The organism is Prosthecobacter sp., assembly GCF_044226605.1.
Classification (GTDB): Bacteria; Verrucomicrobiota; Verrucomicrobiia; order Verrucomicrobiales; family Verrucomicrobiaceae; genus Prosthecobacter.
On the sequence record NZ_JBGAGS010000008.1, the window covers coordinates 45651 to 70356 of the forward strand.

20 protein-coding genes are annotated in these 24706 nt (G+C 61.4%); 9 read left to right on the plus strand and 11 right to left on the minus strand.

The window, feature by feature from the left end:
- Positions 1–27 precede the first annotated feature (27 nt).
- On the minus strand, positions 28–474 hold the full coding sequence (locus ACILSO_RS12265; protein WP_395737701.1) for a hypothetical protein: 447 nt from the start codon (positions 472–474) through the stop codon (positions 28–30).
- 127 nt (positions 475–601) lie between these two features.
- On the opposite strand from ACILSO_RS12265, the gene ACILSO_RS12270 reads away from it, so the two are divergent.
- The 3 genes from ACILSO_RS12270 (at position 602) to rpsU (ending at position 2853) form a co-directional block, all read left to right on the plus strand.
- Entirely contained in the window at positions 602–1108 is a 507-nt protein-coding gene (locus ACILSO_RS12270) for an FHA domain-containing protein (RefSeq protein ID WP_395737702.1), read from the plus strand.
- Positions 1109–1264: 156 nt separating this feature from the next.
- Entirely contained in the window at positions 1265–2536 is a 1272-nt protein-coding gene (locus tag ACILSO_RS12275; protein ID WP_395737703.1) for an adenylosuccinate synthase, read from the plus strand.
- A gap of 77 nt (positions 2537–2613) precedes the next feature.
- A complete protein-coding gene (rpsU, locus tag ACILSO_RS12280) occupies positions 2614–2853 on the plus strand; it encodes a 30S ribosomal protein S21 (protein ID WP_395737704.1) in 240 nt (79 codons plus the stop codon).
- A 65-nt stretch (positions 2854–2918) separates the two neighbouring features.
- Here rpsU and ACILSO_RS12285 read toward each other — a convergent pair whose 3' ends face one another.
- Together ACILSO_RS12285 and ACILSO_RS12290 are read right to left on the minus strand one after the other, a co-directional pair.
- A complete protein-coding gene (locus ACILSO_RS12285; RefSeq protein WP_395737705.1) occupies positions 2919–6053 on the minus strand; it encodes a PVC-type heme-binding CxxCH protein in 3135 nt (1044 codons plus the stop codon).
- Positions 6050–7498: a hypothetical protein gene (locus ACILSO_RS12290; protein ID WP_395737706.1), complete on the minus strand. Its 1449-nt coding sequence runs from the start codon at positions 7496–7498 to the stop codon at positions 6050–6052. The genes ACILSO_RS12285 and ACILSO_RS12290 overlap by 4 nt, the downstream gene beginning before the upstream one ends.
- A 92-nt stretch (positions 7499–7590) precedes the next feature.
- Here ACILSO_RS12290 and ACILSO_RS12295 point away from each other — a divergent pair, with 92 nt between their 5' ends.
- The 4 genes from ACILSO_RS12295 to ACILSO_RS12310 all read left to right on the plus strand — a co-directional run bounded on the left by ACILSO_RS12295 (position 7591) and on the right by ACILSO_RS12310 (position 13302).
- Positions 7591–8475: a polyphosphate kinase 2 family protein gene (locus ACILSO_RS12295; protein WP_395737707.1), complete on the plus strand. Its 885-nt coding sequence runs from the start codon at positions 7591–7593 to the stop codon at positions 8473–8475.
- Positions 8476–8540: 65 nt separating this feature from the next.
- A complete protein-coding gene (locus ACILSO_RS12300; protein WP_395737708.1) occupies positions 8541–9074 on the plus strand; it encodes a sigma-70 family RNA polymerase sigma factor in 534 nt (177 codons plus the stop codon).
- Positions 9071–10513: a LamG-like jellyroll fold domain-containing protein gene (locus tag ACILSO_RS12305; RefSeq protein ID WP_395737709.1), complete on the plus strand. Its 1443-nt coding sequence runs from the start codon at positions 9071–9073 to the stop codon at positions 10511–10513. The genes ACILSO_RS12300 and ACILSO_RS12305 overlap by 4 nt, the downstream gene beginning before the upstream one ends.
- Positions 10513–13302: a PSD1 and planctomycete cytochrome C domain-containing protein gene (locus ACILSO_RS12310; protein ID WP_395737710.1), complete on the plus strand. Its 2790-nt coding sequence runs from the start codon at positions 10513–10515 to the stop codon at positions 13300–13302. The genes ACILSO_RS12305 and ACILSO_RS12310 overlap by 1 nt, the downstream gene beginning before the upstream one ends.
- A gap of 110 nt (positions 13303–13412) precedes the next feature.
- Here the strand turns inward: ACILSO_RS12310 and ACILSO_RS12315 are convergent, their stop codons facing one another.
- Positions 13413–14804, minus strand: a complete 1392-nt coding sequence (locus ACILSO_RS12315; protein WP_395737711.1) for a polysaccharide lyase 6 family protein — start codon at positions 14802–14804, stop codon at positions 13413–13415.
- 63 nt (positions 14805–14867) lie between these two features.
- The gene (locus ACILSO_RS12320) at positions 14868–15659 is read right to left on the minus strand and encodes a heparin lyase I family protein (RefSeq protein ID WP_395737712.1); all 792 of its coding nucleotides are present in this window, start codon (positions 15657–15659) and stop codon (positions 14868–14870) included.
- 172 nt (positions 15660–15831) lie between these two features.
- Here ACILSO_RS12320 and ACILSO_RS12325 point away from each other — a divergent pair, with 172 nt between their 5' ends.
- Positions 15832–17301 carry a DUF1501 domain-containing protein gene (locus ACILSO_RS12325; protein ID WP_395737935.1) on the plus strand — a complete coding sequence of 490 codons (1470 nt, stop codon included), beginning with the start codon at positions 15832–15834 and terminating at the stop codon, positions 17299–17301.
- On the opposite strand, the gene ACILSO_RS12330 is transcribed toward ACILSO_RS12325, so the two are convergent.
- The 6 genes from ACILSO_RS12330 to ACILSO_RS12355 are packed head-to-tail and all read right to left on the minus strand — an operon-like array spanning position 17282 to position 23111.
- The gene (locus ACILSO_RS12330) at positions 17282–18163 is read right to left on the minus strand and encodes a ribokinase (protein WP_395737713.1); all 882 of its coding nucleotides are present in this window, start codon (positions 18161–18163) and stop codon (positions 17282–17284) included. The genes ACILSO_RS12325 and ACILSO_RS12330 overlap by 20 nt on opposite strands.
- A gap of 5 nt (positions 18164–18168) precedes the next feature.
- On the minus strand, positions 18169–19164 hold the full coding sequence (locus tag ACILSO_RS12335; protein ID WP_395737714.1) for a nucleoside hydrolase: 996 nt from the start codon (positions 19162–19164) through the stop codon (positions 18169–18171).
- A complete protein-coding gene (locus tag ACILSO_RS12340; protein WP_395737715.1) occupies positions 19161–20165 on the minus strand; it encodes a nucleoside hydrolase in 1005 nt (334 codons plus the stop codon). Before ACILSO_RS12340 ends, ACILSO_RS12335 begins: the two co-directional genes overlap by 4 nt.
- Positions 20166–20170: 5 nt before the next feature.
- Positions 20171–21094: an ABC transporter permease gene (locus ACILSO_RS12345; RefSeq protein ID WP_395737716.1), complete on the minus strand. Its 924-nt coding sequence runs from the start codon at positions 21092–21094 to the stop codon at positions 20171–20173.
- Between the two features lie 12 nt (positions 21095–21106).
- On the minus strand, positions 21107–22039 hold the full coding sequence (locus tag ACILSO_RS12350) for a sugar ABC transporter substrate-binding protein (protein ID WP_395737717.1): 933 nt from the start codon (positions 22037–22039) through the stop codon (positions 21107–21109).
- Between the two features lie 52 nt (positions 22040–22091).
- Positions 22092–23111, minus strand: coding sequence for a LacI family DNA-binding transcriptional regulator (locus ACILSO_RS12355; protein WP_395737718.1), 1020 nt, complete (start codon positions 23109–23111; stop codon positions 22092–22094).
- Positions 23112–23182: 71 nt separating this feature from the next.
- On the opposite strand from ACILSO_RS12355, the gene ACILSO_RS12360 reads away from it, so the two are divergent.
- Entirely contained in the window at positions 23183–24685 is a 1503-nt protein-coding gene (locus tag ACILSO_RS12360) for a sulfatase (protein ID WP_395737719.1), read from the plus strand.
- Positions 24686–24706 lie beyond the last annotated feature (21 nt).

Here is a 24706-nt window from a genome sequence, read left to right on the forward strand (position 1 = left end):
CCGGCGCTGAGGTATTGTTAGCCTCTCTTAAGCAGCCTTGAGCAGCTCATGCGTATGGATCGCAGGATTCACAATGTCCCGCACAAATTGCGCAGGCTCGGCCCCTTCCCCAAACACATAGATCCTTGTGCGCAGCGTCAGCTTCTTCAGCTCAAAGCCAGGATTTTGCGTGCCGCGGTAATAGTTCAAAATCATTTCCTTTTCCAGGTCCAGCGCCGCGCCCTTCATCCCGTATTCCAGAACAAAGGCCGCCTTTTCAAACGCCGGCTGGCCGCCCACCCGGGCCTCCTGGCTGATGGGGTCGATCAAGACTTTGTCCACAAACGCCTTCAGCGCCGCCTCGTCGCCTTCAAACTCGATCTTGTACACGCGGCCTTCGCGATATTTCAGCGGCAGCGGATGCGGGGCATACAGCAGCTTGTGGCAGTCGCTTTCAGTGTCGAATTTACCAAGGATTTCAAAAATTTGGGTCACAGGGGGAGGGATGGCTGAGGTGGTTCCCCGCTTCCCTAGCGGAAAACCCCCGCCCGTGCAAGCCCGCACCCACCTGCCGTGAATCCCTCTTGCCTCCCCGCCCCCGGCCTGCTAGAACTGCTCCGTTATGCCTCGTATTCAATTCACCACTCCTGACGGTGCCTCCGGCGCCCTCGAACTCGACGCCGAACGCATGTCCGTGGGTCGTGCCGATGACAACCAGCTCATCATCGCTGATGACTCCGTGTCCAGCCATCATGGTGAAGTGGTCTTCGACGGCAGTTCCTGGACGCTCACCGACCTTGGTTCCACCAACGGCACCAAAATCGGCGGCACCCGTGTGGAGCAGGTCAGCCTCTCCCCCGGCGGCGCTTTTCAGCTCGGCAATGTGAACTGCGTGTTCCTGGGCGATGAAGCTGCAGCGGAGGAGGATGCCTATTCCGCCCCCACCATCTCTGTTTCCACCCCTTCCAGCGGCTACGGCAGCCAGCCTTACAACGGCCGCCTGCGCACAGGCTTCGGCCCCAAGGTGAAGCAAAAAAATCCAGGCTCCGGCCTCGTCATCACCCTCGGCGTGCTGGGCATCCTGGCCTGCGGTGCGGCGGTGTTTTTCGCTAACCAGATGGGAGCATAACCAGCATACCAAGCCAGACAGCACCACGCGTTTGCCATTTTGACTCCCTCACCGGGGAGCACTGCAGCGGCCCCTCCGGCTGCCACGCCACAGTCTGCGCGTCACAAAACCAACCCCTTGCGGCCCTGTCGTGCCGCCTTCAAAAGAAAAGAAATCATGTCCAATACAGTCATTGTCGGCGCCCAATGGGGCGATGAAGGAAAAGGTAAGATCGTTGATTACCTCACAGAAAACACAGACGTCGTCGTTCGCGCAGCCGGTGGCAACAATGCCGGCCACACCGTCATCAGCAACGGCACCAAGTACATCCTCCACCTCATTCCTTCCGGCATCCTTTGGAAAGACAAGACCTGCGTCATCGGCAACGGCGTCGTCATGGACCCCATCGGCCTGCTCGCAGAAATGGCCAAGCTCCGCGGCCAGGGAGTCACCATCACCCCTGAAAACCTTCTGATCAGCGAGACCGCCCACCTCGTCATGCCCTACCACCGCGGTCTGGACAAGGCCCGCGAAGCCAAGCGCGGCGACAAAAAGATCGGCACCACCGGTCGCGGCATCGGCCCCGCCTACGCGGACAAAGTCGAGCGTGACGGCCTGCGAACCATCCTGATGACCCAGCCCGAGATCTTCGAAGAAGAGCTTCGTGACCGCCTGGCCCGTCACAACGCCACCTTTGCGGAACTCGGCGTCGAACTCGTCCCTGTGGAAGAAACCGTCAAGGAGATGCTCGAAGCTGCCAAAACGCTGGCTCCGCACATCACCAATACCACCGTGTATCTGCACGAGGCCATCAAGTCTGGCAAAAGCATGCTGTTTGAAGGCGCTCAGGGCACCTACCTGGACATCGACCACGGCACCTACCCCTTCGTCACCTCGTCCAACACGACCTCCGGCGGCGCCTGCACCGGCTCCGGCGTGCCTCCGCGCATGATCGACAAGGTCGTCGCCGTGGGCAAGGCCTACACTACCCGTGTCGGCAGCGGTCCTTTTGTGACCGAAAACGACGCCATCGGTGACATGCTGCACAACATGGGCCGCGAATTCGGCGCCACCACCGGTCGCGCCCGCCGCTGCGGCTGGCTGGACTCCGTGCTCGTGCGCTACGCCGTCATGGTCAACGGTGCCGATGAACTCGCCATCACCAACCTCGACGGTCTGGACGGCCTCGACACCATTCAAATCTGCACCGCCTACACCCTGCGCGGCAAGACCATCCACTACCCGCCGAGCACCGCCGCCGATCTGGCCGCCTGCGTCCCTGTGTATGAAACCCACCAGGGCTGGAAGCAGGACCTCAGCGGCATCCGGAAGTTCGCCGACCTCCCTCCGCTGGCCAAAGCCTACCTCAAACGCCTCGAAGAACTGACCGGCGCCCGCATCAGCCTCGTCGGCATCGGTCCGGACCGCGAGCAGACTCTCGTCGCTTGAGGTCATATTCCATTTGACGCAGGCCCTCATTCCCCTATTTTCACGCCCCTTTTCCCAAACCACCCCGACTCCGTTTTATGACCGAAATTCAGATCCGCAAAGGCGAGCCCGTTGACCGCGCTCTTAAACGCCTCAAGACCCGCCTCGAAATGGACGGCATCCTTGAAGAAGTCCGCCGCCTGCGCGCCCACGAAACTCCCAAAGAGCGTACCAAGCGCAAAGCCCGTGCTGCAGCCAAGCGTGGCAAGATCCGCTATCGCTTCACCATGCCAAAGGCTCCCGGCACCCCGGAAACCGCACCTGTCTCCGCCGCTTAATCCGGCTCCAGGGAAAAGTAACTTTAAAGGGCGGGTTCATCCCCGCCCTTTTTTGTGCCCTCATCTCATCTTCCCAGCCCCGCGAGATACGCGATGAGATCCCGCAGTTCCTCCCGGGTCATGTTCGCGATCAGCCCCTCCGGCATCAGCGAGCCGGCCTCCTGTTTCTCCTGAATCTGTGCGGGAGTAAATCGGTTCACCTGACCGCTTAAAAGATCACGAAGCTGCAGTTCGCCACCTGCTTCGCTCACTTTGTAGCCTTGCAGCTGGCGACCGTCCTTCAGCTTCAGTGTCGTGGCCACATAGCCTTCCTTGATCTGCCGGTTCGGCCACACCACGGCTTCGATGAGCAGTTCCACCGGAACACCACGACCCACGGCATCCAGCTCCGGCCCTACGACACCACCCTTCCCGCCAATCTTGTGGCACGCGATGCAGCCTGACAGCGGCGCATTAAAAACAGCCCTTCCTTGCTCGGCATTGCCGCCGCTTTTGACCTCTGCAGCCAGTGCCGCCACCCATGCCGCGTCATAGGCAGGCACGGTGTTCTTCACGCCCAAAATTTTGCCGAAGGCCGTCGTCAGCACCGCATCGCCACGTCCTGCCGCAGTCAGCGTCGTCAGAGCCAGTTTTGCCGCTTCAGGTGAACATGGCTTCTCATTCAATGCCTGCGCCAGTGCCGCCACGGCGGCATCACGCGCCAGCAGCGGCGTCAGCCAGGCCCGCATCGTGTCCGCATCTGCAATGCTCCCCAAAGCCGCGGCCGCGAGCTGACCTGCCCGTGCAGGCTTCTTCTCCGCCACCGCCGCGAGCGCCACTACCCGCACCGGCCACGGCTGATTCGCATCACTCATCCATGGCACATATGTCTCCACCGGCTCGCCAAGTCGCGACAAAGCCGTCAAAGCAGCAGCGCGTGTTCCTTCATCTGCTTTCAGCAGCGCCCTAATGCCATCCCCTGCACTTTTGAAACGCCACGCTCCAGCCAGCGCACAGGCCGCCGCCTTTTGCGCCTCGGTGCCACCCTGCAACAATCCCACTACCTGCGCTTCCATTCCCTCCGGTGCCTTGCCGCTCCGCTGTGTCACCGCCAGCGCCAGATCATTCAGCAGCGTCTGATCCTTCATGCCGAGCTTCAGAGCGAGGAGCATGTCATCGGGTCCCCCTTTGCGCACCAAGGCCCCCACCAATCCACGCCGCGTCTCCACCGGCATCGAATCGCCCCTTTCCGCCAGCATCGCTCGAACGACGCCCAGCAGTTCCGCGCTTCCCTCTTTCTCCACCAAAAACGCCAGATGATGTGGCGGCAGCGAGTTCAAGATTTCAAACGGCGGCTTCTTCCACTGCGGCGCCGTCGCATGCACCGCCAGCCACAGCGCCCGCTCAATGAAGCTGTCCATCGGCCTGTCGAGCACCATCAGCGCCACCTTGATTGATTGCGGTGACGAAATCTTGGCCGCAGCGACCACTGCCTCGAGGCGCACAAGCGGCGATTTGTCCGCCGCGCGCCACTCCAGAAGTTGCAGGGCGACCGCTGTCTCTTCAGGTTTTTCGGCAGCCAGGGAATTCGTAAATGTGCCCGCCATGTGGGTGGCGTATGCCCGCACTTCCGGAGCACCGCTCTCAGCAATCGCCCAGGCAATGGCATGGAGTTCTGGCTTCTCCGTCTGCTCGTGTAGTCGCATCAGCAGCAGCATCAGCCGCTTCCTGGTTTCCGGCTCAAGCGCGGCGTCAAAGCAGGTTTTTTCCAACTCGAGCACAAACGCCGGAGACGGCTGCAGCACATTCTTTCCATCCCCCATGTCCGTCAGCAGTCTTGCGATTTGATACTGTGACCATCGGTCCGTTTGAGACGCCATGGCAGTCGTTGCGAGAGCCTCTGCGTTACCGACGGCCAGCTTGGGAGTTTCAAACGTGCGTCCCTTTGCCACCACGCGCCAGATCCTTCCATGTTTTGCATCGCGGTTCGGGTGGCGGAAGCTCGCCTGATAGTGGCCGATGATCGGGTCGTACCAATCGGCGATGTAGAGGGCACCTTCGGGGCCGAAGCGGATGTCGATGGGACGGAAGGCGACGTTGTCGCTGGTGATCAACGGGGGCTGCTCGACGGCCTGCATGCCGCTGGTGAATTCCTGATCAGGCACCACCTTGTACCGATACACGGCGTTTTCAAAGAAGCCGCCGCTGATGATCTCCTCCTGCATCGCCTCCGGCCAGTGGGAGTTGCCGACGATGTCGATGCCGCAGAACTTTCGCAGTCCATCCGTCTTGATGATCTGGCCGCTGTAAGGCAATTGGAAACGTTCCAGCACAAAATGTGGAATGCCGTGCACCTGGGTGTCTTTTCGCTCACGGCTCTCCCCGGCGTTTTCGATGAGGGAGGTGCTCACCTCCATGGGGCGTGCCCAGAACATGCCCGCAGCTCCTGCGACCATGATTGGCTGCCCCCACTTGGTGAATGCGGTGCCCCAGGCATTCAGCGGCATGCCGGTGGGATAGGGATCGAGCCGGCCGCTCTTCGGGTAGTAATGCCAGAAGCCTGCGCCGTAGAGCGTCTTGGTGCCATGTACGGTAGTCACACGCGAGTAGCAGTGCAGCCCCTGATGCATCACCAGCGCACCATCAGGAGCCCAGATGAAACTGTTCAGACACTGATGCGTGTCTCCAGTACCAAATCCTCGCAGCACGACCTCACGACGGTCCACGCGGTCATCGCCATCATCGTCGTGCATCAGCCAGAGTTTTTCCCCTTCCCCGACATACACCGAATGGCCTTGCGGGGATTTCACGCCCGGGTCCCGCGGCGCCAGTTCCAGGCCCATGGGCTGGCTCAGACCACCGGCAAAGACGGTGCTCTTGTCCGCACGGCCATCGTGGTCGGTGTCTTCAAGGATGATGACCTTGTCGTCCGAAACCATGCCCGGCTGCGCCTGGGGATAGTCGCTCGTCTGCAGCACCCACAAGCGGCCACGCTCGTCCCAGCGGATGGCGATTGGGTTTGGAATGCCGTTTGCTTCGCTGGCAAACAGGTTCACTTCGAACCCATCGAGGACCTTGAAGGACTTTAGTTCCGCTTCGGGTGAATGGTCGGCGGGAGGTTCGCCGACGGAGATGCCTTTCTTTTTGGGAGGCTGTTGAGCGAGGGAGAGGGTGAGCAGACAGAACCAGAACGAGCTAAAGCTCAGGACTATTTTATTCATGGCAGCTTTCCTCCCAGTTCGTTCACCCGTTGCGCTATTTCGCTCTCTTTTGCTTCAATCAGCGGCAGGTATTGCTCGAGTTCGTTCGGGAACCAGCGCTGGGTTGGATCCACGTGATCGCGGCTGCTGGGCTGGGCTGTGCGGTCGCCATGCAGGAAGGCCCAGTTGGCGGGACGCCAGTAGCGATGCCAGAGGGCGTTCTTCTGCTGAATGAGGGATCTCAATGTCGCATCGGGTACTTTTGAGTCGCTGCTCCAAAGCCGGGCGATGCTGAGGCCGAGCTGGGATGCGCCGGTGGAAGTGAGGTTTAGGCCGTCTCGTGTGGAACCGGGCTGCAAGGAGTTGTTCTGAGCTGCAACCAAGGCCCCGTGTGCTTTGGCCACCTCGGCGATGACGGCTGCGTACTGTTTCAAGGCTGCGTTGTGTTGTGCGAGTTTTCCTTCAAACGCAGGCGGCTGCACCAAGACGATGCGTGGAGTCACTTCGGTGCATGTGGATACCAGTTTCTCCAAAGCGGTCTTAAACTCCGCCAAGCCGCTTTCACCACGCTCCAGGCATTCCTGGCGGCCGAAGATCAACATGGCGGCAGTGGCACCTGAGCGTTCGAGTTGCTGCCTGAGGCTGCCAAAATTCATCGGGCGGTCCTGACGGAAAACGGTGTCGGCTTCCCATGAGAGATCACGTAGCTTGATGGGGTGATGTGCCACAAGCTGCGTCTCCATGCTGCCATCTTCCATCACGGCCACGGCTTCGGTGCCCCCGAGGATGGCGATGACTTCATTCGTCATGAGGTCCTTGTTGGTGGCAAAGGGCGTCAGCGTGCGCTTCAATGCCGCTCCAGTGGGCAGAGCTGCGAGTTCGAGGATCTCCGGGCGGGTGAGTGCGCGATCGTAGAGACGCAGGTTGGCGATCTGGCCGCCGAGGCCGCGGCTGTTGGGTTCAAACAAGGCATTGGCGAGTTGGAGCGGGCCTGGAGGTTCGCGCCAGGAATTTAGTTCTATGCCATTCAACCAGATGCCACAAAGTGCCTGTTTGGCATCTCGCTTCACATTGAGAACCACGTGCCACCAGCGGTCAGGGATGGGTGGGGAAAGAGGAATCTCATGCATGAGGCCGCGGCCTTCGAGGGTGATGCCGATGCCATGGGAGCCGAGATGCCAGTCGATCAAGGGCTTCTGGGATTCATTGCCCAAGGCCAGGATGTGGTTCCCATGTTCGGTATCCGGGGGTGATTCGACGCGGAAAGCAAGGGCGATGGCGAAGTCCTCCAACCCCGACTTGTGTGTCGGATTCGGCAACTTAAGCGATTTTTCGCCGTCCAAGGGCAGCACACCATCCCAGCGCTCAACGATGCCTTTTTCGAGATCCGACGTGCCACTGATCACCTGCCCCATGGCGGCGCTGAGGAGCATGAGGTGGATGGCGAAAAAAAGCCGGAGGTGCATGGAACCGAAAAAACAGGCGTAACGAACTGCTTCTTGCACTTCCTCCTGTTCATCAGGATTCATCGCTGTTTATTTCCGCCTCTCTTTCTCACATGAAACTCAAGCTCGATCTCGATGATTTCCGCGTGCCGGATGGCAAACCTTTTCGCATCAAGAAGGCGAAGACGAAGGTGAAGGACCTGTACAAGGATGATGCGCACTATGAGTCGCTCATTGCCGAATTTCGGACCGAGATCGACGACCTGCAGCAGAAGATGTATGCGCAGGACAGGCAGGCGCTGCTGCTGGTGTTTCAGGCAATGGACGCGGCGGGAAAGGACAGCACGATCAAGCATGTGATGAGCGGGGTGAACACGCAGGGCGTGGAGGTGCATGCCTTCAAGCGCCCTACGTCCGCGGAGCTGGACCATGACTTCATGTGGCGGCACACACGCGCGATGCCTCCGCGCGGAAGGATCGGCATCTTCAACCGCAGCTACTACGAAGAGGTGCTGATCTGCCGGGTGCACCCTGAGATCGTGACCAAGGTGCAGCGTCTGCCGGATCACACGACCAAGCACGTGAAAAAGCTTTTTGAAGACCGCCTGGAAGACATCGCGAATTACGAGGCCTACTGCCATCGCAACGGCATCCTCATCCTCAAGTTTTTTCTCCACGTGTCGAAGGACGAGCAGAAGAAGCGCTTCCTCGCCCGCATCAACACACCCAGCAAAAACTGGAAATTTGAAGAGGGCGACGTGGGCGAGCGCGGCCACTGGAAGGAATACATGCATGCCTATGAGGAAGCCATCCGCGCCACAGCCACGGAGAAATGCCCCTGGTATGTCGTGCCCGCCGATGACAAGAAGAACATGCGGCTCATCGTCAGCGCGGCGATCCTCAACGAAATGCAGAGCATGAAGCTGAAGTACCCTGAGCTGCCGCCGGAGCAGAAGAAGCACCTGCAAGCTGCGAAGCGAATGCTGGAGGCGGAGTAAAACAACAAAATCAGCATTCCTCCGTAAAAACCGCGCCGCTGGTGGAGATACAGACATGACCGCCCATGTCTCCCGCCGAAACCGAACGCCACCGCCGCTTCCTGCGCAGCTTTACCGCGCATGAGCCGGCCATACGCGCCCATGTGCGCCGCCTTGTGCCGGCGCGGGCGGATGCGGATGATGTGATGCAGGAGATCAGCGTGGTGCTGTGGGAGAAATTTGACTCCCTGCATGAGGGCGCTGACTTCAAAGCCTGGGCCTTCGGCGTGGCGCGCTATGAAGTGCTGGCGTGGCTGCGGGATCGCGGGCGGGACCGGCTGGTGCTGGATGAAGAGGTGATCACCAAGATCGCGGAGGAGACCACAGCACTGGAGCCGCTGCTGGAACGGCAGCGCGAGGCGCTGGAGCTGTGCATGAAGAAAGTGCCCGAGGACCAGCGCGGACTGCTGATGCAGGCCTACCAGCCGGAGTCGAGCATCCAGGAAGTCGCGCAAGGCAGCGGGCGCACGGTGCCAGGATTTTACCAGTGGCTGCACCGCATGCGGCAAAAGCTGCTGGAGTGCATCCGCAGGGCGCTGGCGCAGGAGGTGGCGCCATGAAAGCAGAACTCATGGCAGCCTATCTGAACGGCACCATCTCGGCGCCGCAGATGCAGGAGCTCAATGCCCTGCTGATGAAAGACGCGGCAGCACGCCGCGAGTTTGCCGAACTGCTCAATGTGGACTCCGCTCTCGCGGCCCTGGCGGCGGATGCTGTGGCCGTGCCAAAGCCGCAGCCGGCGCGCTGGCGGATGCAGTCGTCCGCCTGGATCGCGGCGGCAGCCTGCGTCAGTTTGTTTTTCGGCGGGTGGTGGTGGCAGGAGGCTCACCGCGCTTTCGCAGTCGTGGGCAAAGCTGCCGGCGTGATGGAACTGGCCGATGGCGCAGCGCTTCGCGATGAGGCCTGTATTATCACCGAGGGGAGCGTGTCCCTCGTGACGGCACGCGGGGCGCGCATCGTCATCGAAGCCCCGGCGGATTTTTGTTTTGAATCTGCGCAGCGTCTGCACATGAAGCGCGGCCGTCTTGCGGCTGATGTGCCGCCTGCGGCGAAGGGGTTTACCGTCATCACGCCCTCCGGAAATGCGGTGGACCTGGGCACACGCTTCGGCGTGGATGTGCCCGCCAGCGGTGCTGCGGAGGTGCATGTGTTTCAAGGCGAGGTTATCGCCAAGGCATCCGGCGCGCACGCCAATCAAAGCCTGCATGGCGGCGATGCGGTGTCGTTTGAACAAGGAGCCAGCACCACACGCGAGCTGCGCTCCGCAGCATTCATCCAGCCGGATGAAATGCCCGGACTGACGGCGGGGCTCGCTGCGGGCCAGCGTGCGCAGTCGGAGGCAGCGCTGGCAGGTTTGAAAAAAGACCCCGCACTCATTGCTCTGCTGGACTTCGAATCTTTCGAAGAGATGCCCGGCGTCTTTCGCATGGTGCAGGGGCGCTGGCCAGGCTCCCATGCGCCGGAGTTTGTGAATGTGGGCGATCATTTGAAACTGGATGTGGGGGGTGGCCGGGAGTGGCCGCAGCTCACACTGGCTGCCTGGGTGCGCATTGACCGCCTCGGCGCGCCGTATCAATCCTTGCTGCATACGGATGGATGGAGCGGGAACAATCCGGGGCAGGTGCACTGGATCATCAATCGCGACACCACCATGCGCCTGGCACTCATCGGCAACACGCTCGTGCCTGGATCCAGCGAGCGCCAGGGACATCCGGACTCGCGCACGCCCGTGCTGCCGGAGCAGGGCCGCTGGGTGCATCTCGCGGCTGTTTATGATTCCTCGCGGGGTGTCGTGCGCTTTTATCTCAACGGCCAGTTCGACAAAGAAACGCGGCTGGAGACCGCCCTGCCCGCACGTCTCGGGCCGGCGCAGATCGGCAACTGGAACCAGCAGGACCGCAAGCTCAGCGGCCGGGTGGATGAACTGCTCCTGCTGGGCCGCGCCATGACGGACGCTGAAATCCACACCCTGCATGCCGCAGGCAATCCTTACCGCTGATGAAGTTCGTGTTTCCGATCCTGCTCGCCTTTTCCACCGTCGCAAATGCGGTGGACTTTGTGCGTGATGTCCGCCCCATTTTCCAGCAGCACTGCTACAGCTGCCACGGGGACAAGAAGCAGAAGAGCGGTCTGCGGCTGGACATCAAATCTCAAGCTTTCCGAGGTGGCGACAAACACGCGCCGGACATCGTCTCCGGCAAGGCGACGGACAGTCCGCTGATCCACTTCATCACCACCGCCGACGAAGACGAACTCATGCCGCCCAAAGGCAGGCTCGCTGAGAAGGAAATTGAAACGCTGACCACCTGGATCAATGAAGGCGCTGTGTGGCCGGAAGGGGTGGATCTCGCCAAGCTCGAAGACCGGCTTGATCATTGGAGCTTTAAACCCCTTCAAGTTGCAGGTTTAAAGTCTCAGGTTTCAAGCTCTCCGCAAAGCATCGACGCCTTCATCGATGCCAGGCTGGCTGAGAAAAAGCTGCACCGCTCTCCGCCGGCTGATCCGATTTCCTGGCTGCGCCGCGTGACCTTTGACCTCACCGGCCTGCCGCCAACGCCTGAGGAAGCGGCTGCGTTTTTGCAGAGGCAGGATCGCGCCGCCGTGGTGGAGCGGCTGCTCGGCAGCGAGCGCTATGGTGAGCGCTGGGCGCAGCACTGGCTGGATGTGGTGCGCTACGCCGACACGCATGGTTTTGAAGTCAACACCGAACGCCCCAATGCCTGGCCGTACCGCGACTACGTCATCCGTGCGTTCAACAGCGACACGCCTTACGACCGCTTCATCAAAGAACAGATCGTGGGAGACACGCTGGGGCAGGATGCCGCCACGGGTTTTCTTGTCACCGCTTCCGTTCTGCTGCCGGGGCAGATCGGCAAAGACGATGCCTCCAAGCGCCTCGCACGACAGGACTCCATCGATGAGATGGTGGTGAACATCGGCCAGAGCTTCCTCGGTCTGGGCATCGGCTGCGCACGCTGCCATGATCACAAGTTTGATCCCATCACCTCCAAGGACTACTATGCCATGCAGGCGTTTGTGGCGGGAGTGGAGTATGGGGATCGTGATCTGCACACGCCGGAAGCCGAGGCTGCGCGGGTGGAGGAGGCCCGGCTCAAAATTCGTCTCTCACAGATCGACAAAGAGCTCGCGCGCTTTGTGCCGCTCGCGAAATCCGGAGCCGAGCGCCCGATGATCAACGCGCGGGAAAACGCCGACCGCTTTGCCCCGGTGAAAACAAAGCGCGTGCGTTTCAACATCAAAGCCTGCACCAACCTTGAGCCCTGCATTGATGAACTCGAAGTCTTCAACACGAGCGGAGAAAACGTGGCGCTCGCCACCGCCGGCACAAAGCGCAAGTCCTCCGGAGACATCGGCGTGGCCGAACGCCATGAGCTGCGGTTCATTCATGACGGCCGCTACGGCAATTCCAGAAGCTGGCTGTCCAACAAGATCGGGGAAGGCTGGGTGGAACTGGAGTTTCCCGAGGAGCAAAACATCGAGCGCGTCGTCTGGAGCCGTGACCGGGAAGGCAAGTTCACCGACCGCCTGACGACGGAATACCAGATCGAAGTGTGCGATGCGAAAGGCGCATGGCACACGGTGGCGGACGCGGGCGACAGGCAGAAGTTTGACCCCAAAAACAAAAAGCAGGCCAGGCCCACGCTCAGCGGACTCAGCGCCGGGGAGGCCGCGCACGCCAGACCGCTGATCCAGGAAAAAGCGCGCACGGAGTCGGCGCTCAAACAAACGGTGAACCTGCAGAAAGTCTTTGCCGGCACCTTCCGCGCACCGGATGACATTCACCTCCTCAATCGCGGCGATCCCGAGCAGCCCAAGGAAGCCGTGGCCCCGGCGGTGCTCAGTTCTCTCGGCACAATCAAACTGCCTGCCGACACGGCCGAACAAGACCGCCGGCGGGCGCTCGCGGAGTGGATCGCCAGTCCAGAAAACCCACTGACCGCGCGCGTGATGGTGAACCGCATCTGGCAGGGCCACTTCGGCACCGGACTTGTGCAGACGCCGAGCGACTTTGGCCACATGGGCATGAAGCCCACGCACCCCGAACTGCTGGACTGGCTGGCCGCGGAATTCATCCGCAGCGGATGGAGTGTGAAGCACCTGCACCGGATGGTGGTGATGTCCGGGACGTATGGGCAGAGGGGGCAGATTGATGATTTGCCGGAAGGCGAGGCCCAAGGTGGCAAGGCAGGTGGGCGCGGAAACGAAGGAGCCTTGGTTGATGCGGATGTGCGTTACTACTGGCGCTTTCCCTCGCGGCGTCTCGAGGCCGAATCGATCCGGGATTCGATGCTGGCGGTGAGCGGTCGTTTGAATCCGCAGATGTACGGGCGCGGCTTCAATTTCTTTGACCAGCGCGGCGGCCTCAGCGGCTTTGATCCGATTGAAACATTCACGCCCGAAAACCAGCGCCGGATGATCTATGCCCACAAAGTGCGCCGTGAACCGGAAACCGTATTCGGAGCGTTCGACTGCCCGGATGCCGGACAGAGCACCGCGCGGCGGATCGAAAGCACCACGCCGATCCAGGCGCTGAACCTCTTCAACAGCCGCTTTACGCTGGAGCAGAGCGAGGCCTTTGCCGAACGCGTCAAGAAGGAAGCGGGAGGCGACGTGCCGGGGCAGATCACCCGCGCCTACCAGATCGCTCTCAGCCGCGCGCCCACGGCGGAAGAACTCGCGGAAACCACGCCGCTTGTGCGCGAGCATGGCCTCGGCGCTCTTTGCCGTGCGCTGTTCAACAGCAATGAGTTTCTGTTTGTGCCGTGAACTCCTGAAAGCATTCAGAGCTCAGCGTGAATGGAAGACCAGAAGCCGCACAAAGGACTGTGCAGAACACCCTGCTGGCGTCCCGCCATGCTTTCTTGCGGGTGCGGCTCTCAAGGCGCATCGCGATTTCCTGACTCGTGCAGTTCCTTCGTCAAAGCTCCGCTCGGATCCGGGGCCACGTAGTCGAAGGAACTGCCGGACTTCATGCCGCTGAAGGTGTTCTCCTGCACCCGCACGTTTACGGGCAGCAGCGGAAATTCCGGGCGCGCATAGATGCCTGCGGCAATGCGTTTGTCGCAATGCTCAAAGCGGTTGCGAATGATGAGAATGTTTTTTGCGCGGCCATAGCCGCCGAGTTCATCGGTTTCACCAAAGGTTTCGACATCGGCCGCCATGAGGGAAACGGGCCAGGCGTAGTAATCGGCGGGCTTGTTGAGGTTGCGGAAGGTGTTGCCGAGAAGGATGTGGCCGTCTCCCTGCAAACGAACGCCACCCGTGTTTTCCCGGCCCTGACCGTCGAAGACATTGTCCTGCACCAGAACACGGCGCGCCGTGCGCAGGCAGAGCACCCCCTGGCTGCCCACAAAGCGGTTTCCGCGCACGACGATGTCGGAGGCTTTCAGGGTGATCAATTCGTTCTCGCCATCGCATTTCTCAAAGGTGTTTCCCTGAATGAGCGAGCCGGTGGGAGCCGCACGTGCACCGCTCCAGCCGATCTGGATGACCTCGTAGCCGTTCTGTCTGTCCACATACGGGCGGCTGGAGAAATGGTTGTTGAGAATGTGCAGGCGCTGCAGGCCCTCCGGTGGCAGTTCGGCAGCACCCAGCATCTGGCCGATATTGTGCAGGTGGGCGAAGGTGCTGTTTGCCACGGTGTTGTCGCTGCCACGCATGGACATGAGCCAGACGTGGTTCCTGGCGCGGTCCTCGGGATTCGGCGATCCGCAATCTTCAATGCGGATGCGGTTGAAAAGGCAGTGGCGGGCCGGCCTGGCTTCGCCGTTTCCTGCGGCGAAGATGGTGGTGCTGTCCCGCGTGACAGTAATACCATGAAATGCCAGACCATGCACCACGAGATGATCCCCATGGAACCGGACGCTGGAGGCGCCGCTGAAAACGACGCCGCCCGGTTTTTCCGGGCACACCAAAATGGGAGCGTCCATGGTGCCGTGCCCTTCAAACACAAAGGAGGCGTCCTTCCACTCTCCCGCGGCCAGCACGAGCTGGTCTCCCGGAGCCAGCGTGCCCGAGAGCCGCCGCACTTCCGCTGCATTGTGCACGAGATGCGCCTTCCCGGGGAAGAGGCCGCAGCGCAGGATGTCGCCACTCTCGATCCTGGCCAGCCGGGGATCAATCGGACGCTGAAGTTCAAGCCGCAGCGAGCTGGTCCATTTTGCCGCGTTGAGAGCTGCTGCGAGTTCTTCATCAAGGGCAGCGCTGAAAGATGGCGCCGGGGCAAGCAGCCATGCTGCGGTGAGCCAGAAACACGTGAATGGTTTCATGATGAGTGGAATGATCAGGGGCGGAGCATGCTCTTCGCTTCAAGCTTGCACATCCATTCATGCTCACCAAAACGCACGGTTTGAGATGGTGACGTCATCCATGTAAAGGGTGTGCTCCTGCGCGGTGCTGCCGTTGGCGGTGATGCCGACTTCGAGCCGGTCGTAAACCGTTTTTGCAGTGGGCAGCGTCTGGCCACGGGCATCAATCACCTTGATGTCGTCCTGCCAGATCTCCATGATGCCGTCGGATTTTTCCGACAGAAACAGGTGCACACGCAGCCGCACCCAGCGCTCGGTGGGAAAGGGACTGCTCCGGCCATGCGGCTGCCGAAAGATGTGGGAGGAGAACCATTTGCCGAGATCCGACGCGATGATGTCTCCCTTCTGCAGATAGACGCGACGCCCGGGCGACTGCCATTTGCGGGTGGTTTCCAGATCCCAGAGAAAGACATGCTCGGAGCCCGCCCCAGCTTTGAGCCAGAACCAGGCCTCGGACCAGACGTGATCGCCTTTGACGAAATGGAGCTGTTCGCGTTCGACATCTGACTTTGAGGTGACGTCATTACGCTTCACGCTGGCGAAGCACTTGACCGACTGCTGTCCCGAGTGCGCCTGCTCACGGGAGATGTCGATGGTGTTCTGCTCAGGAACGAGCTGGCGGCCATGCCAGCGTGAGAGATCCTTGGGGTAAAGGTCGAGAAACGTGGCCGCGCCTTCGAAGTCGTCATGAAACGTGAAAGGCTTTTCATCGCGCACCGGATATTCCGCGAACCAGTCAAGCCTGACAGCAATCAAAACACCAAGCGCGATGAACGCGAGAACAGCCAGAGAGAGAAGCAGACGTTTTATTTTCATGGAAACATTGGGAGCCTTGTGGAGCTTTCAACGGCGGGCAAGCCGCGAATCACTCGCCGCCGCGATGTGTGGAGGCCTGGAGGTGATAAGTTTTTAACTGTTTCTTTTGAAGCAGCGTTAAATTTCGCCGCGTTGTGGAGAGTGCCTGATGAACCCTTTTCATTTTAAGCCGATGCACTTCCCCGCCGAAAACCTCAGCCCAGCCGGCCATGCGTTGCTGGACCGCCGCCGCTTTCTCTCGAGCAGCGCCACGGGCCTCGGCTCCATCGCGCTGACGAATCTCCTGGGCATGGACGGCCTGCTGGCGGCGGACAGACCGTTGATCGATCCCGCGCGGCCCTATGCGCCCAGGCAGCCGCATTTTCCAGCGAAGGCGAAAAACGTGGTGGTGATCTTTTGTGCGGGGGCGGTGAGCCAGCTGGAGACGTGGGATTACAAACCGGAGCTGATCAAGTGGGATGACAAGCCGCTGCCCGGCGGGCCGGCGGTCACGTTTCAAGGGCCTGCGGGAAATCTCGCGCGTCCGCAGTATGCCTTCCGCCAGCGCGGGCAGACGGGCAAGTGGGTGAGCGACATGATCCCGCATCTCGCGGAACTCACGGATGACTTTGCGTTTGTGCACTCGCTGACGAGCAAGTCGAACACGCATGGACCGGCGGAGAATTTTCTCTCCACGGGGTTCAATCTCGACGGCTTCCCTTCCCTGGGCGCCTGGACCACCTACGCGCTCGGCAGCGAGAACCAGGACCTGCCCTCCTACGTGGCCATTCCCGATCCGCGTGGTGTGCCGCAGAATGGCGCGAACAACTGGGGGCCGGGTTTTCTGCCTGCCGCGTTTCAAGGCACCACGATGAGCTCCAAGGCTCCGGTGCGCCACCTCGCCGCGCCAGGCATCTCACCCGCCACGGATCAAGCCGCACGCACCCTGCTGCAGCGCATGAATGCGCGCCATCTGGCGGCGCACCCGGGCGATGGGAAACTCGCGGCACGCATCGCCAGCTACGAGCTCGCCGCGCGCATGCAGCTCAGCGTGCCGGAGATCAGCGACCTGAGCACCGAGCCCGCGCATATTTTGAAACTCTATGGTGCCGACGACACGCAGAATGCGGAGAAGGCCGCGTTTGCAAAGAACTGCATTCTCGCCCGGCGTCTGATCGAAAAAGGAGTGCGCTTCGTGCAGCTTTTCAACGGCGCCTATGCCAGCGGCGGCAAGCTCAACTGGGACGGCCACAATGCACTCAAGGAGCAGTATGATGTGCATGCGCCCATCCTTGACCAGCCTGCGGCGGCGCTGATTCGTGATCTTAAAGCACGCGGCCTGCTGGATGACACGCTGGTCGTCTGGTGCACCGAATTCGGCCGCATGCCCTTCTTCCAAAAAGGTGCGAAAGGCCGCGATCACAATCCGGACGGCTTCACCTGTTGGATGACTGGTGCAGGCGTGAAGCCTGGAGTGAGCTGTGGAGAGACGGATGAACTGGGTCAGAAGGCGGTGAAGGACATCCATCCGCTGTATGATTTTAACGCGACCATTCTGCACCTGCTAGGACTGGATCACGAACGGCTCACCTTTGAGCACAACGGCGTCCAGCGCCGCCTCACGAACGTGGAGGGGCATGTGATCAGGCAGATGGTGGCATAAAAGATTCGATCTCGGCCCGTGCGGGAATCGCAGGCTGGGCGCCGGCTTTCAAAGTTGCGAGTGCGCCGGCCGCGTTTGCAAAACGGATCGCATCCGCTCTGCCTTCGCTGCTTGCCACGGCAAACGCACCCGCGAAGGAGTCCCCGGCGCCCACGGTGTCCACGGGCGTCACTTTTGGAGGTGCGGTCTCCACCACGCCGTGCGCCGTGATGCTCAGCGTGCTCTCCTCTCCGCGGGTGATGAGCAGATGACGGCAGCGGGCTTCCTGCAAATTTTGATTTGGAGTGATCTGCTCCGCTTCGCCTTCATTCACGATCAAGACATCCACCTCAAACCGCGCCGACAGATAGCCGGCGCTCAGGGGCGATGGATTGAGAATGACACGCACCCCGGCTTCGCGCGCTATTTCGGCAGCACGCCGCACCACGGGCAGCGGACACTCAAGCTGCAGCAGCACCGCGTCCGCGCCACGGATCAGCTCAGCCTGGTTTTCAATATCCTTCAGAGTGATGGCGTGGTTCGCCCCCGCGTTTACGATGATCGAATTTTCACCGCGGTCATCGACCGCGATGAAGGCCGATCCAGTGGGCGCAGCGGAACGGATGATGCCCGTGGTGTCGATGCCTTCGCTGTGAAGATATTCCACATAGCGCGTGCCGAAGTCGTCCTGGCCCACGCAGCCGATCATGCACACAGCGCCTCCCGCACGTGCCGCAGCCACGGCCTGGTTTGCGCCTTTGCCGCCGAAGCAGGTGAGCATCCCGCTTGCCGAGAGGGTTTCTCCCGGAGCGGGGATGCGCGGCACACGCAGGGTGTGGTCCACATTGAGCGAGCCGACGACGACGATTTTGGGGCGCTGCACAGGCATCACTTTTTGGCGGGCGGGGGTTCCACGCTGAGCTGCACGATGGCCTCGCGCACACGCGCGGTTTGCTCCGGACTCATCACCAGAAAGCGGTGCCTGCCTTTGCCGTCCTTGCTTTTGCGGAAGAGCGTGGCGGAATCGTTTTCCACCACGACATTCCCTGGTGGTGAAAGCTCAAAGTAGCCGCGCTCTGGCAGCACGGCATACAGCACCGCCGTGGGATCCCATGTGGGGCGGTCGTGCGGTGGTGGATTGTAAAGATAGTAGGCTTCTTTCAGCGGATGGTGCGGCAGGTAGTCGAGATCCTGCTCGATGACCACGTGTGGAAATGCTGCGGCCACGCCGATCTCGTAGCCGCTCCACACCACCGGCGTGGGCCACTCTTTGGCCAGCTTTTGTGCAGCGGGCACATCCAGTTTCACATTGTACTCCAGGTGGCGGGTGTCCCACTGCACCGTCTGAAACGCACCTGCCATGATGCTGAGAAGCTTCACTTTTTTGGCGATCAATTCCTTCCCGCCGGGCGAGTCGAGCAGGCGTGAGAGATTGGTGAAGAAACCCACCTGCGCGATGACCACGCTGCCGTCCGGCTGCCTCGCCAGGATGTCCTTGATGAGGCCCACCGCCTCCGGCGCATCCGCACCGCTCTTGAGATCATGCGGATACCTCTGGCTGCCGTCCGCGTTCTTTTCATCTGCCAGCAGGTTGAACTTTCCCGCCTCTTTCGCCGCGCCATCGCGCACCACGCCGATGGGTGTGTCCGGGTAGCCATAGAGGGTGTTCACGGCATCCACAAAGGCCGCGGCCTGCGGATGGTCCTTGGTCACGGTCACGGCCAGCAGTTCACAGACGCCGCGTTTTTGCAGGTTGTGGATCATCGCCAGCGCCATGAGGTCATCGACATCATTGCCCATGTCGGTGTCGAAGATGAGTTTGACCGGCGCGGCCTGGGACAGGCCGCAGAGCGCGCAGAAGAGGAGGGTAACGAGCTTTTTCATTTCTTGGGTGGTTGAACGGTGGTTTGGACAATGGCCTCCAGGACACGGGCCTGCTGAACGGGTGTCATGGTGAGAAAACGATCACGCCTGCCGCCTTTGCCATCCTTGCCGGGCGGGGTGAAGCGCGTGAAGCCATCAGGTCCCACGCTCACATGCCCGGGGGCGGACAGGCCAAAAAAGCCACGCTCAGGAAACACGGCCTGGAGCACGCTGCTTTCATCCCAGCACGGACGATCATGCGCCGGACCACTGTGGAGCAGGTAGGCCTCCTTCACGATGTGGTGCGGCATGTAGCCGAAATCTTGCGCGATGCTGGCGCGCGGAAACGGCAGCGCCTCGCCGATCTCGTAGCCGCTCCACACCACTTGCACTTCCTCCGGCCATTCCTTCGCCACCGTCTGCATGAAGGCGATGCCATTGATCACATTTGCCTCCAGGTGGTAGTTGGTGCGATTGCAGAAAGCAAACGCGCCCGCCATGATGGAAAGGGTTCTCACCTTCTGCCGGATCAGCGCAGGGCCATCGAGCGGAGAATGCGCATCCGCCTTTGATTTGAGAAGGTTTGCCATGTTCGAGGCGATGCCCACGCTGATGATCGAGACACTGCCGTCAGGCTGCTTGGAAAGCAGTTCGCGCAGCAGGTCCACCGCCTCGCGAGCGGCGTCGTTGCTTTTCAAATCGTGCGGATATTCGGGGGAATCGGCGAGTTTCAAATAACTGCTTGGGCGCTTCTGCGCGGTGGGATCGCGTGTGACGCCGATGGGCAGGTCCGGCCTGCCATAGAAGGTGTTCTGCGCATCCACAAAGCTCGCGGAGAGAGGATTGTCCTTCGATATCGTCACTCCGAGAAACTCGCACGCTCCCCGGTCCGCCAGCGTGTGGCACATGGTCAGCGCCAGCACGTCATCCACATCTCCGGTGATGTCCGTGTCAAAGATGATGCGCGGCTTTTCAGCGAAAGCCGATGCGGCAAGGAGCAGCGAGATAACAATGGATTTCATGCAGTTCATTTTCTTCTCCAGGAGTCCGCGAGCACGGCAGCGACGATCACGAAGCCAGTGACGACGCGCTTGACCGGCTCGGAGGCTCCCACCTGGATCAGGCCGGCCTCCAGCGTGGCGATGATGAGCACGCCCATGAAACTTTTTACCACCGAGCCACGTCCGCCCATCAGGCTGGTGCCGCCGACGACGACTGCGGCGATCGCGCCCAGCTCGAAACCTGTTCCGGCATTTGGATCTGCGGAGCCGAGGCGGGAGCAGTTAAACACCGCTGCCAGCCCTGTCAGCGCTCCAAGCAGCGCATGCGCAAAAATGCGCGGACGATCGACAGGCAGACCGGAGACGAGCGCCGCCTCCCGGTTTGCACCGATGGCGATCAAATGCCGCCCGAGAGCCATCTGCGACAGCATCACCTGCCCTGCCGCCACCACCCCAAGACTGATGACAAACGCAGGCGAGATGACCAGCCCGCCAAAGGGGGCGCCGAGAGATTCAATGTCGGCGCCAATGTACTTCGTCTGCGAATCCGTTGTCAAAAACGCCAGCCCGCGCGCGATCTCCAGCATCCCAAGTGAAACGATGAATGAAGGCAGCCGCAGCTTTACGCTGACTGCGCCCGTGGTGCCGCCGAGAAGAGCGCCGACAGCCACGCAGGCGGTCATCGTCAGAGCCAGGCCCCAATGCATGTCCGCCATCAGCACGCCGGCCACGGCACCGCAAAAGCCCAGCAGCGAACCCACTGAGAGATCAATGCCACCCGTCACCATGACCAGCGTCATGCCCGTGGCCACGAGCGCCAGAGCGGGGATGCGGTTTGCCACCGTGCCCAGAGTGCCCAGGCTGAAGAAGCTTTCCCGCATCAGCCCAAAGAACACAATCATGGCCGCGAGCACGGCGATGAGGATGAAGAAGTCGGTGAAGCGGCGCATGTGGAAACAGAATCACTTCGTGATCACATCCACCGGCGTCTGCTGGTCTGCCGGTGTCGTCTGGTCCTTCAGAACTTTGAGCGCCGCCTCGATGCCAAAAACGGCAAGCTGATCTCCATGCTGGTCGCAGGTGGCCAGCACGCGGCCATCCGCCAGCAGAGGCTTCATTGCGGCGATGTTGTCAAAGCCCACGATCTGCACCTGCCCGGACTTTCCGGCAGACTGCACCGCAGCCGCGGCGCCGAGCGCCATGTTGTCATTCGCACACAGCAGCGCCTTCACATTGGGATTTGCGGCGAGGATGCCTGCGGCGATGCCATTGGCCTTCTCCATTTCCCACTGACCGCTCTGGGACGCGACGATCTTTGCGCCCGCCGCGTTCATGGCATCTTCAAAGCCCGCCTTGCGCTGCTGTCCGTTGAAGGCGGTGGTCACGCCTTCGATGATGGCCACTTCATCGCCCGCTTTGAGTTTTTTCGCGAGCACTTCTCCAACGGCTTTGGCGCCAGCGCGGTTGTCGGGTCCGACAAACGGAATGCTCAGGCCGGCCTGCTTCAGCGTGTCCGCATCCAGCTTGTTGTCGATGTTGATGACCAGCACGCCCGCCGCCTTCGCCCGCTTCAGCACGGTGACCAGCGCCTTCGAGTCCGCCGGTGCGATAACGATGGCCTGCACGCCCTGCGACACCATCTGGTCCACCAGGCCCACCTGCTCGGTCAGGTCGGTTTCATTTTTGATGCCGTTCACGATCAGATCGTAGTCCGCCGCATGCGCTGCCTGGTGCTTCTTCGCGCCTTCGGCCATGGTTTGGAAGAACTCATTCGCCAGAGACTTCATCACCAGCGCCACCTTCGGCCTGCCTGAGCCAGAAGACGCGGGGCCGCCCGCAGGCTTGCAGGAAAGCAGCGCCAGGGAGGCAAGCAGGAGGGGAATGAGGCATTTCATGGCTGGAAAATGTGGTTTTGCGCAAACGATTGTGCAGCAGGAACTCTTTCGGTCAATCTTTCTTCCTTCGTCCGATGGAGGCACGCTCGATCAGCCGCATGGGCAGCGTCATGAGAGCCTTTCGGGAGGTCTTGGCGCCGCGCTTGATCTGCGCGCACAGGCTGTCCACGGCCATCGTGCCCATGTCCTCCACAGGCTGCGCCAGGGTCGTAAGCGGCGGAGAGAGCAGCGCCGCCCAGGGCTGCTCGTCAAACGCGATGAGCGAGAGATCGTCTGGAATCGCCAGGCCCAGCTCGCGCACCGCCTCCAGGGCGCCCAGGGCGAGTTGATTGCTCAGCGCCAGCACCGCGGTGGGTCGCGGCCGCAGTCCGAGCAGATGCAGCGTATGCTCACGCGCGATGACCTGCGAATGCTCGCCGCCAGCCAGGAGCTTTGGCTCAAAGCGCAGGCCGGCTTCGCTCAGTCCCGCGCGGTAACCACGCACGCGCTCGGCGATGACGGAGCTGTCCTCCCTGCCCTGCAGGCAGGCGATTCTTCGGTGTCCCAGTTTTGCCAGCCTCGCCACCGCTTCGCGGGCCGCGGAGAAGTTGTCGGCCACCACGGCGGCTGTTTTCAGCGCGGTGAAAACGCGGTCCACCTGCGTGAGCGGCAGCTTCGAGGCAATGAGCGGCTGCAGGTGCGCGCTGTCCCCGCCCACCGGCGCGAGAATGAGGCCGTCAATGCGGCGGTCCAGCAGCGTGCGGATGCATTCGGCCTCCACTTCGGCGGTCTCCTGGGAATCCGCCAGCAGCACCGTGTAGCCCTGCGCACGTGCGCGGCGCTCCACCGCCCGGGCCAGCGTGGCAAAGAAGGGATTTGAGATGTCCGGAATCACCAGCCCCAGCGTGCGCGTGCTCTGCAGCCGCAGGCTGCGGGCGAGTTCATCCGGCCGCACGCCCATCGCCGCCGCTTCATCCAGGATGTGCTTCTGCGTCTCCTTCGCGATGCGAAACTCATCTCCCCGGCCCGCCATCACACGCGAGACCGTGCTGGCCGAGATGCCGAGATGCTGGGCGAGAGATTTGAGATTCATGCAAAAGCGGGAGCGCTGATTTTTGGCACAAACTGGCGATAAACAGGGATTACCGCAACGTCCCCTTCCGCATGTTCCCTTCACGTCATCTTCTGCTCGCCCTGGCTCTCGCCCTTCAGGCGGCCGCGGCACCGCCCAATGTCATCCTCATCAATTGCGACGACCTGGGCTATGGCGACCTGGGCTGCTACGGGTCAAAGGTCATCGCGACACCGCAGATCGACCGCATGGCGCGCGAGGGCGTTCGGTTCACAAACTTCCACGTGGCCTCCTCCTTCTGCAGCCCTTCGCGCGCAGCGCTTCTCACCGGCCGCCTGCCCGCCCGCTGCGGTGTGCCATACGTGCTCTTCCCCAGCGAACATACTGGCCTGCCACCAGAGGAAATCACGATCGCCGAGGTGCTGAAGCAGGCCGGATACGCCACGGCTTGCGTTGGCAAATGGCATCTCGGCTGGCGCAGGGAATTCCGTCCGCAGCAGCAGGGCTTCGACGAGTTTTTCGGCCTCCTTCACACCAATGACACCGAGGAATGGAGAACAGGCCTTTCCTTTCATCAGCTCAGCATGTTTGAGCCGTCGCAGCTGCGCGACGGCGATCACGTGATCGAGGCGCCCGTGGATCTGGCGATGCTCACGCAGCAGTACACCCGACGCGCGCTCGACTTCATCCGGCGGCAGCATGAGCGCCCCTTCTTTCTCTACCTCGCGCATACCATGCCGCACATCCCCCAGTACGCCTCCCCTGCCTTTGCCGGAAAATCTAAAAACGGCGTTTATGGCGACTGTGTGGAGGAGATCGACTGGAGCACCGGCAGCATTCTCGATCTGCTCCGGGAGCTGCACCTGGACGAGCGCACGCTTGTCATCTTCACCTCAGACAACGGCTCGGGCGTTCACGGCGCCAAGGCCAGAACGGTTGACCGCTTCCCCGGCCACTCTTTCGCCGGCAGCAATGGCGCATTGCGCGGTGGCAAAGGTTCGACCTTTGAAGGCGGCCTCCGCGTCCCCTGCATCGTCTGGTGGCCGAAGACGATCGCCGCCGGTCGCGATGACGACACGCCATGGTCGGCCCTCGATTTCCTCCCGACGTGCGCTCAGCTCGCACACACGTCCTGCCCTGCCGGTGTCACGCTCGACGGCATGGACTCCAGCAGACTGCTGCTCGGACAACCGCCGCCCGCCGAACCACGCACTCTCTTCCACTACTTCGGTGTCCAGCTTCAGGCGGTCACCGAAGGCCCATGGAAGCTCTTCGTGCCGGTCGCAAGTCCGCCTGAAATGCGCGTCCCAAGCCTCTGGTTTGAGCATCAGCCCGGCTTGTTCGAGCGCCAGCACCGTCTGTGGCCCAGCGCCACTCTTTACCATCTCTCAGAGGACATTGGCGAGGCAAAGGACCGCTCCTCAGGGCATCCGGAAATCGTTGCCTCCATGCTGGAAAAGGCCCGTGCGTTTGATGCGGCGTTTCAGAAACAACTCCAGCCTGTGCAGTATCTTCCCGGCCCCAAACCGCCCGCCCCTGGGCAGATACGATCAGCGGCCGATGACATCGACGCATGGCTGAAGCTCACCCGATAAAACCCTGCGGCGGCCAGTGTT

Bases quoted from the DNA above. Each gene is read 5' to 3' on its own strand.
- ACILSO_RS12335 (WP_395737714.1), bottom strand. From the start codon at position 19,164: ATGAAAAAGCTCGTTACCCTCCTCTTCTGCGCGCTCTGCGGCCTGTCC.
- ACILSO_RS12290 (WP_395737706.1), bottom strand. From the start codon at position 7,498: ATGCACCTCCGGCTTTTTTTCGCCATCCACCTCATGCTCCTCAGCGCC.
- ACILSO_RS12285 (WP_395737705.1), bottom strand. From the start codon at position 6,053: ATGAATAAAATAGTCCTGAGCTTTAGCTCGTTCTGGTTCTGTCTGCTC.
- ACILSO_RS12320 (WP_395737712.1), bottom strand. From the start codon at position 15,659: ATGAAAATAAAACGTCTGCTTCTCTCTCTGGCTGTTCTCGCGTTCATC.
- ACILSO_RS12275 (WP_395737703.1), top strand. From the start codon at position 1,265: ATGTCCAATACAGTCATTGTCGGCGCCCAATGGGGCGATGAAGGAAAA.
- ACILSO_RS12325 (WP_395737935.1), top strand. From the start codon at position 15,832: ATGCACTTCCCCGCCGAAAACCTCAGCCCAGCCGGCCATGCGTTGCTG.
- ACILSO_RS12305 (WP_395737709.1), top strand. From the start codon at position 9,071: ATGAAAGCAGAACTCATGGCAGCCTATCTGAACGGCACCATCTCGGCG.
- ACILSO_RS12340 (WP_395737715.1), bottom strand. From the start codon at position 20,165: ATGAAATCCATTGTTATCTCGCTGCTCCTTGCCGCATCGGCTTTCGCT.
- ACILSO_RS12315 (WP_395737711.1), bottom strand. From the start codon at position 14,804: ATGAAACCATTCACGTGTTTCTGGCTCACCGCAGCATGGCTGCTTGCC.
- ACILSO_RS12310 (WP_395737710.1), top strand. From the start codon at position 10,513: ATGAAGTTCGTGTTTCCGATCCTGCTCGCCTTTTCCACCGTCGCAAAT.
- ACILSO_RS12300 (WP_395737708.1), top strand. From the start codon at position 8,541: ATGTCTCCCGCCGAAACCGAACGCCACCGCCGCTTCCTGCGCAGCTTT.
- ACILSO_RS12360 (WP_395737719.1), top strand. From the start codon at position 23,183: ATGTTCCCTTCACGTCATCTTCTGCTCGCCCTGGCTCTCGCCCTTCAG.
- ACILSO_RS12345 (WP_395737716.1), bottom strand. From the start codon at position 21,094: ATGCGCCGCTTCACCGACTTCTTCATCCTCATCGCCGTGCTCGCGGCC.
- ACILSO_RS12355 (WP_395737718.1), bottom strand. From the start codon at position 23,111: ATGAATCTCAAATCTCTCGCCCAGCATCTCGGCATCTCGGCCAGCACG.
- ACILSO_RS12270 (WP_395737702.1), top strand. From the start codon at position 602: ATGCCTCGTATTCAATTCACCACTCCTGACGGTGCCTCCGGCGCCCTC.
- ACILSO_RS12350 (WP_395737717.1), bottom strand. From the start codon at position 22,039: ATGAAATGCCTCATTCCCCTCCTGCTTGCCTCCCTGGCGCTGCTTTCC.
- rpsU (WP_395737704.1), top strand. From the start codon at position 2,614: ATGACCGAAATTCAGATCCGCAAAGGCGAGCCCGTTGACCGCGCTCTT.
- ACILSO_RS12295 (WP_395737707.1), top strand. From the start codon at position 7,591: ATGAAACTCAAGCTCGATCTCGATGATTTCCGCGTGCCGGATGGCAAA.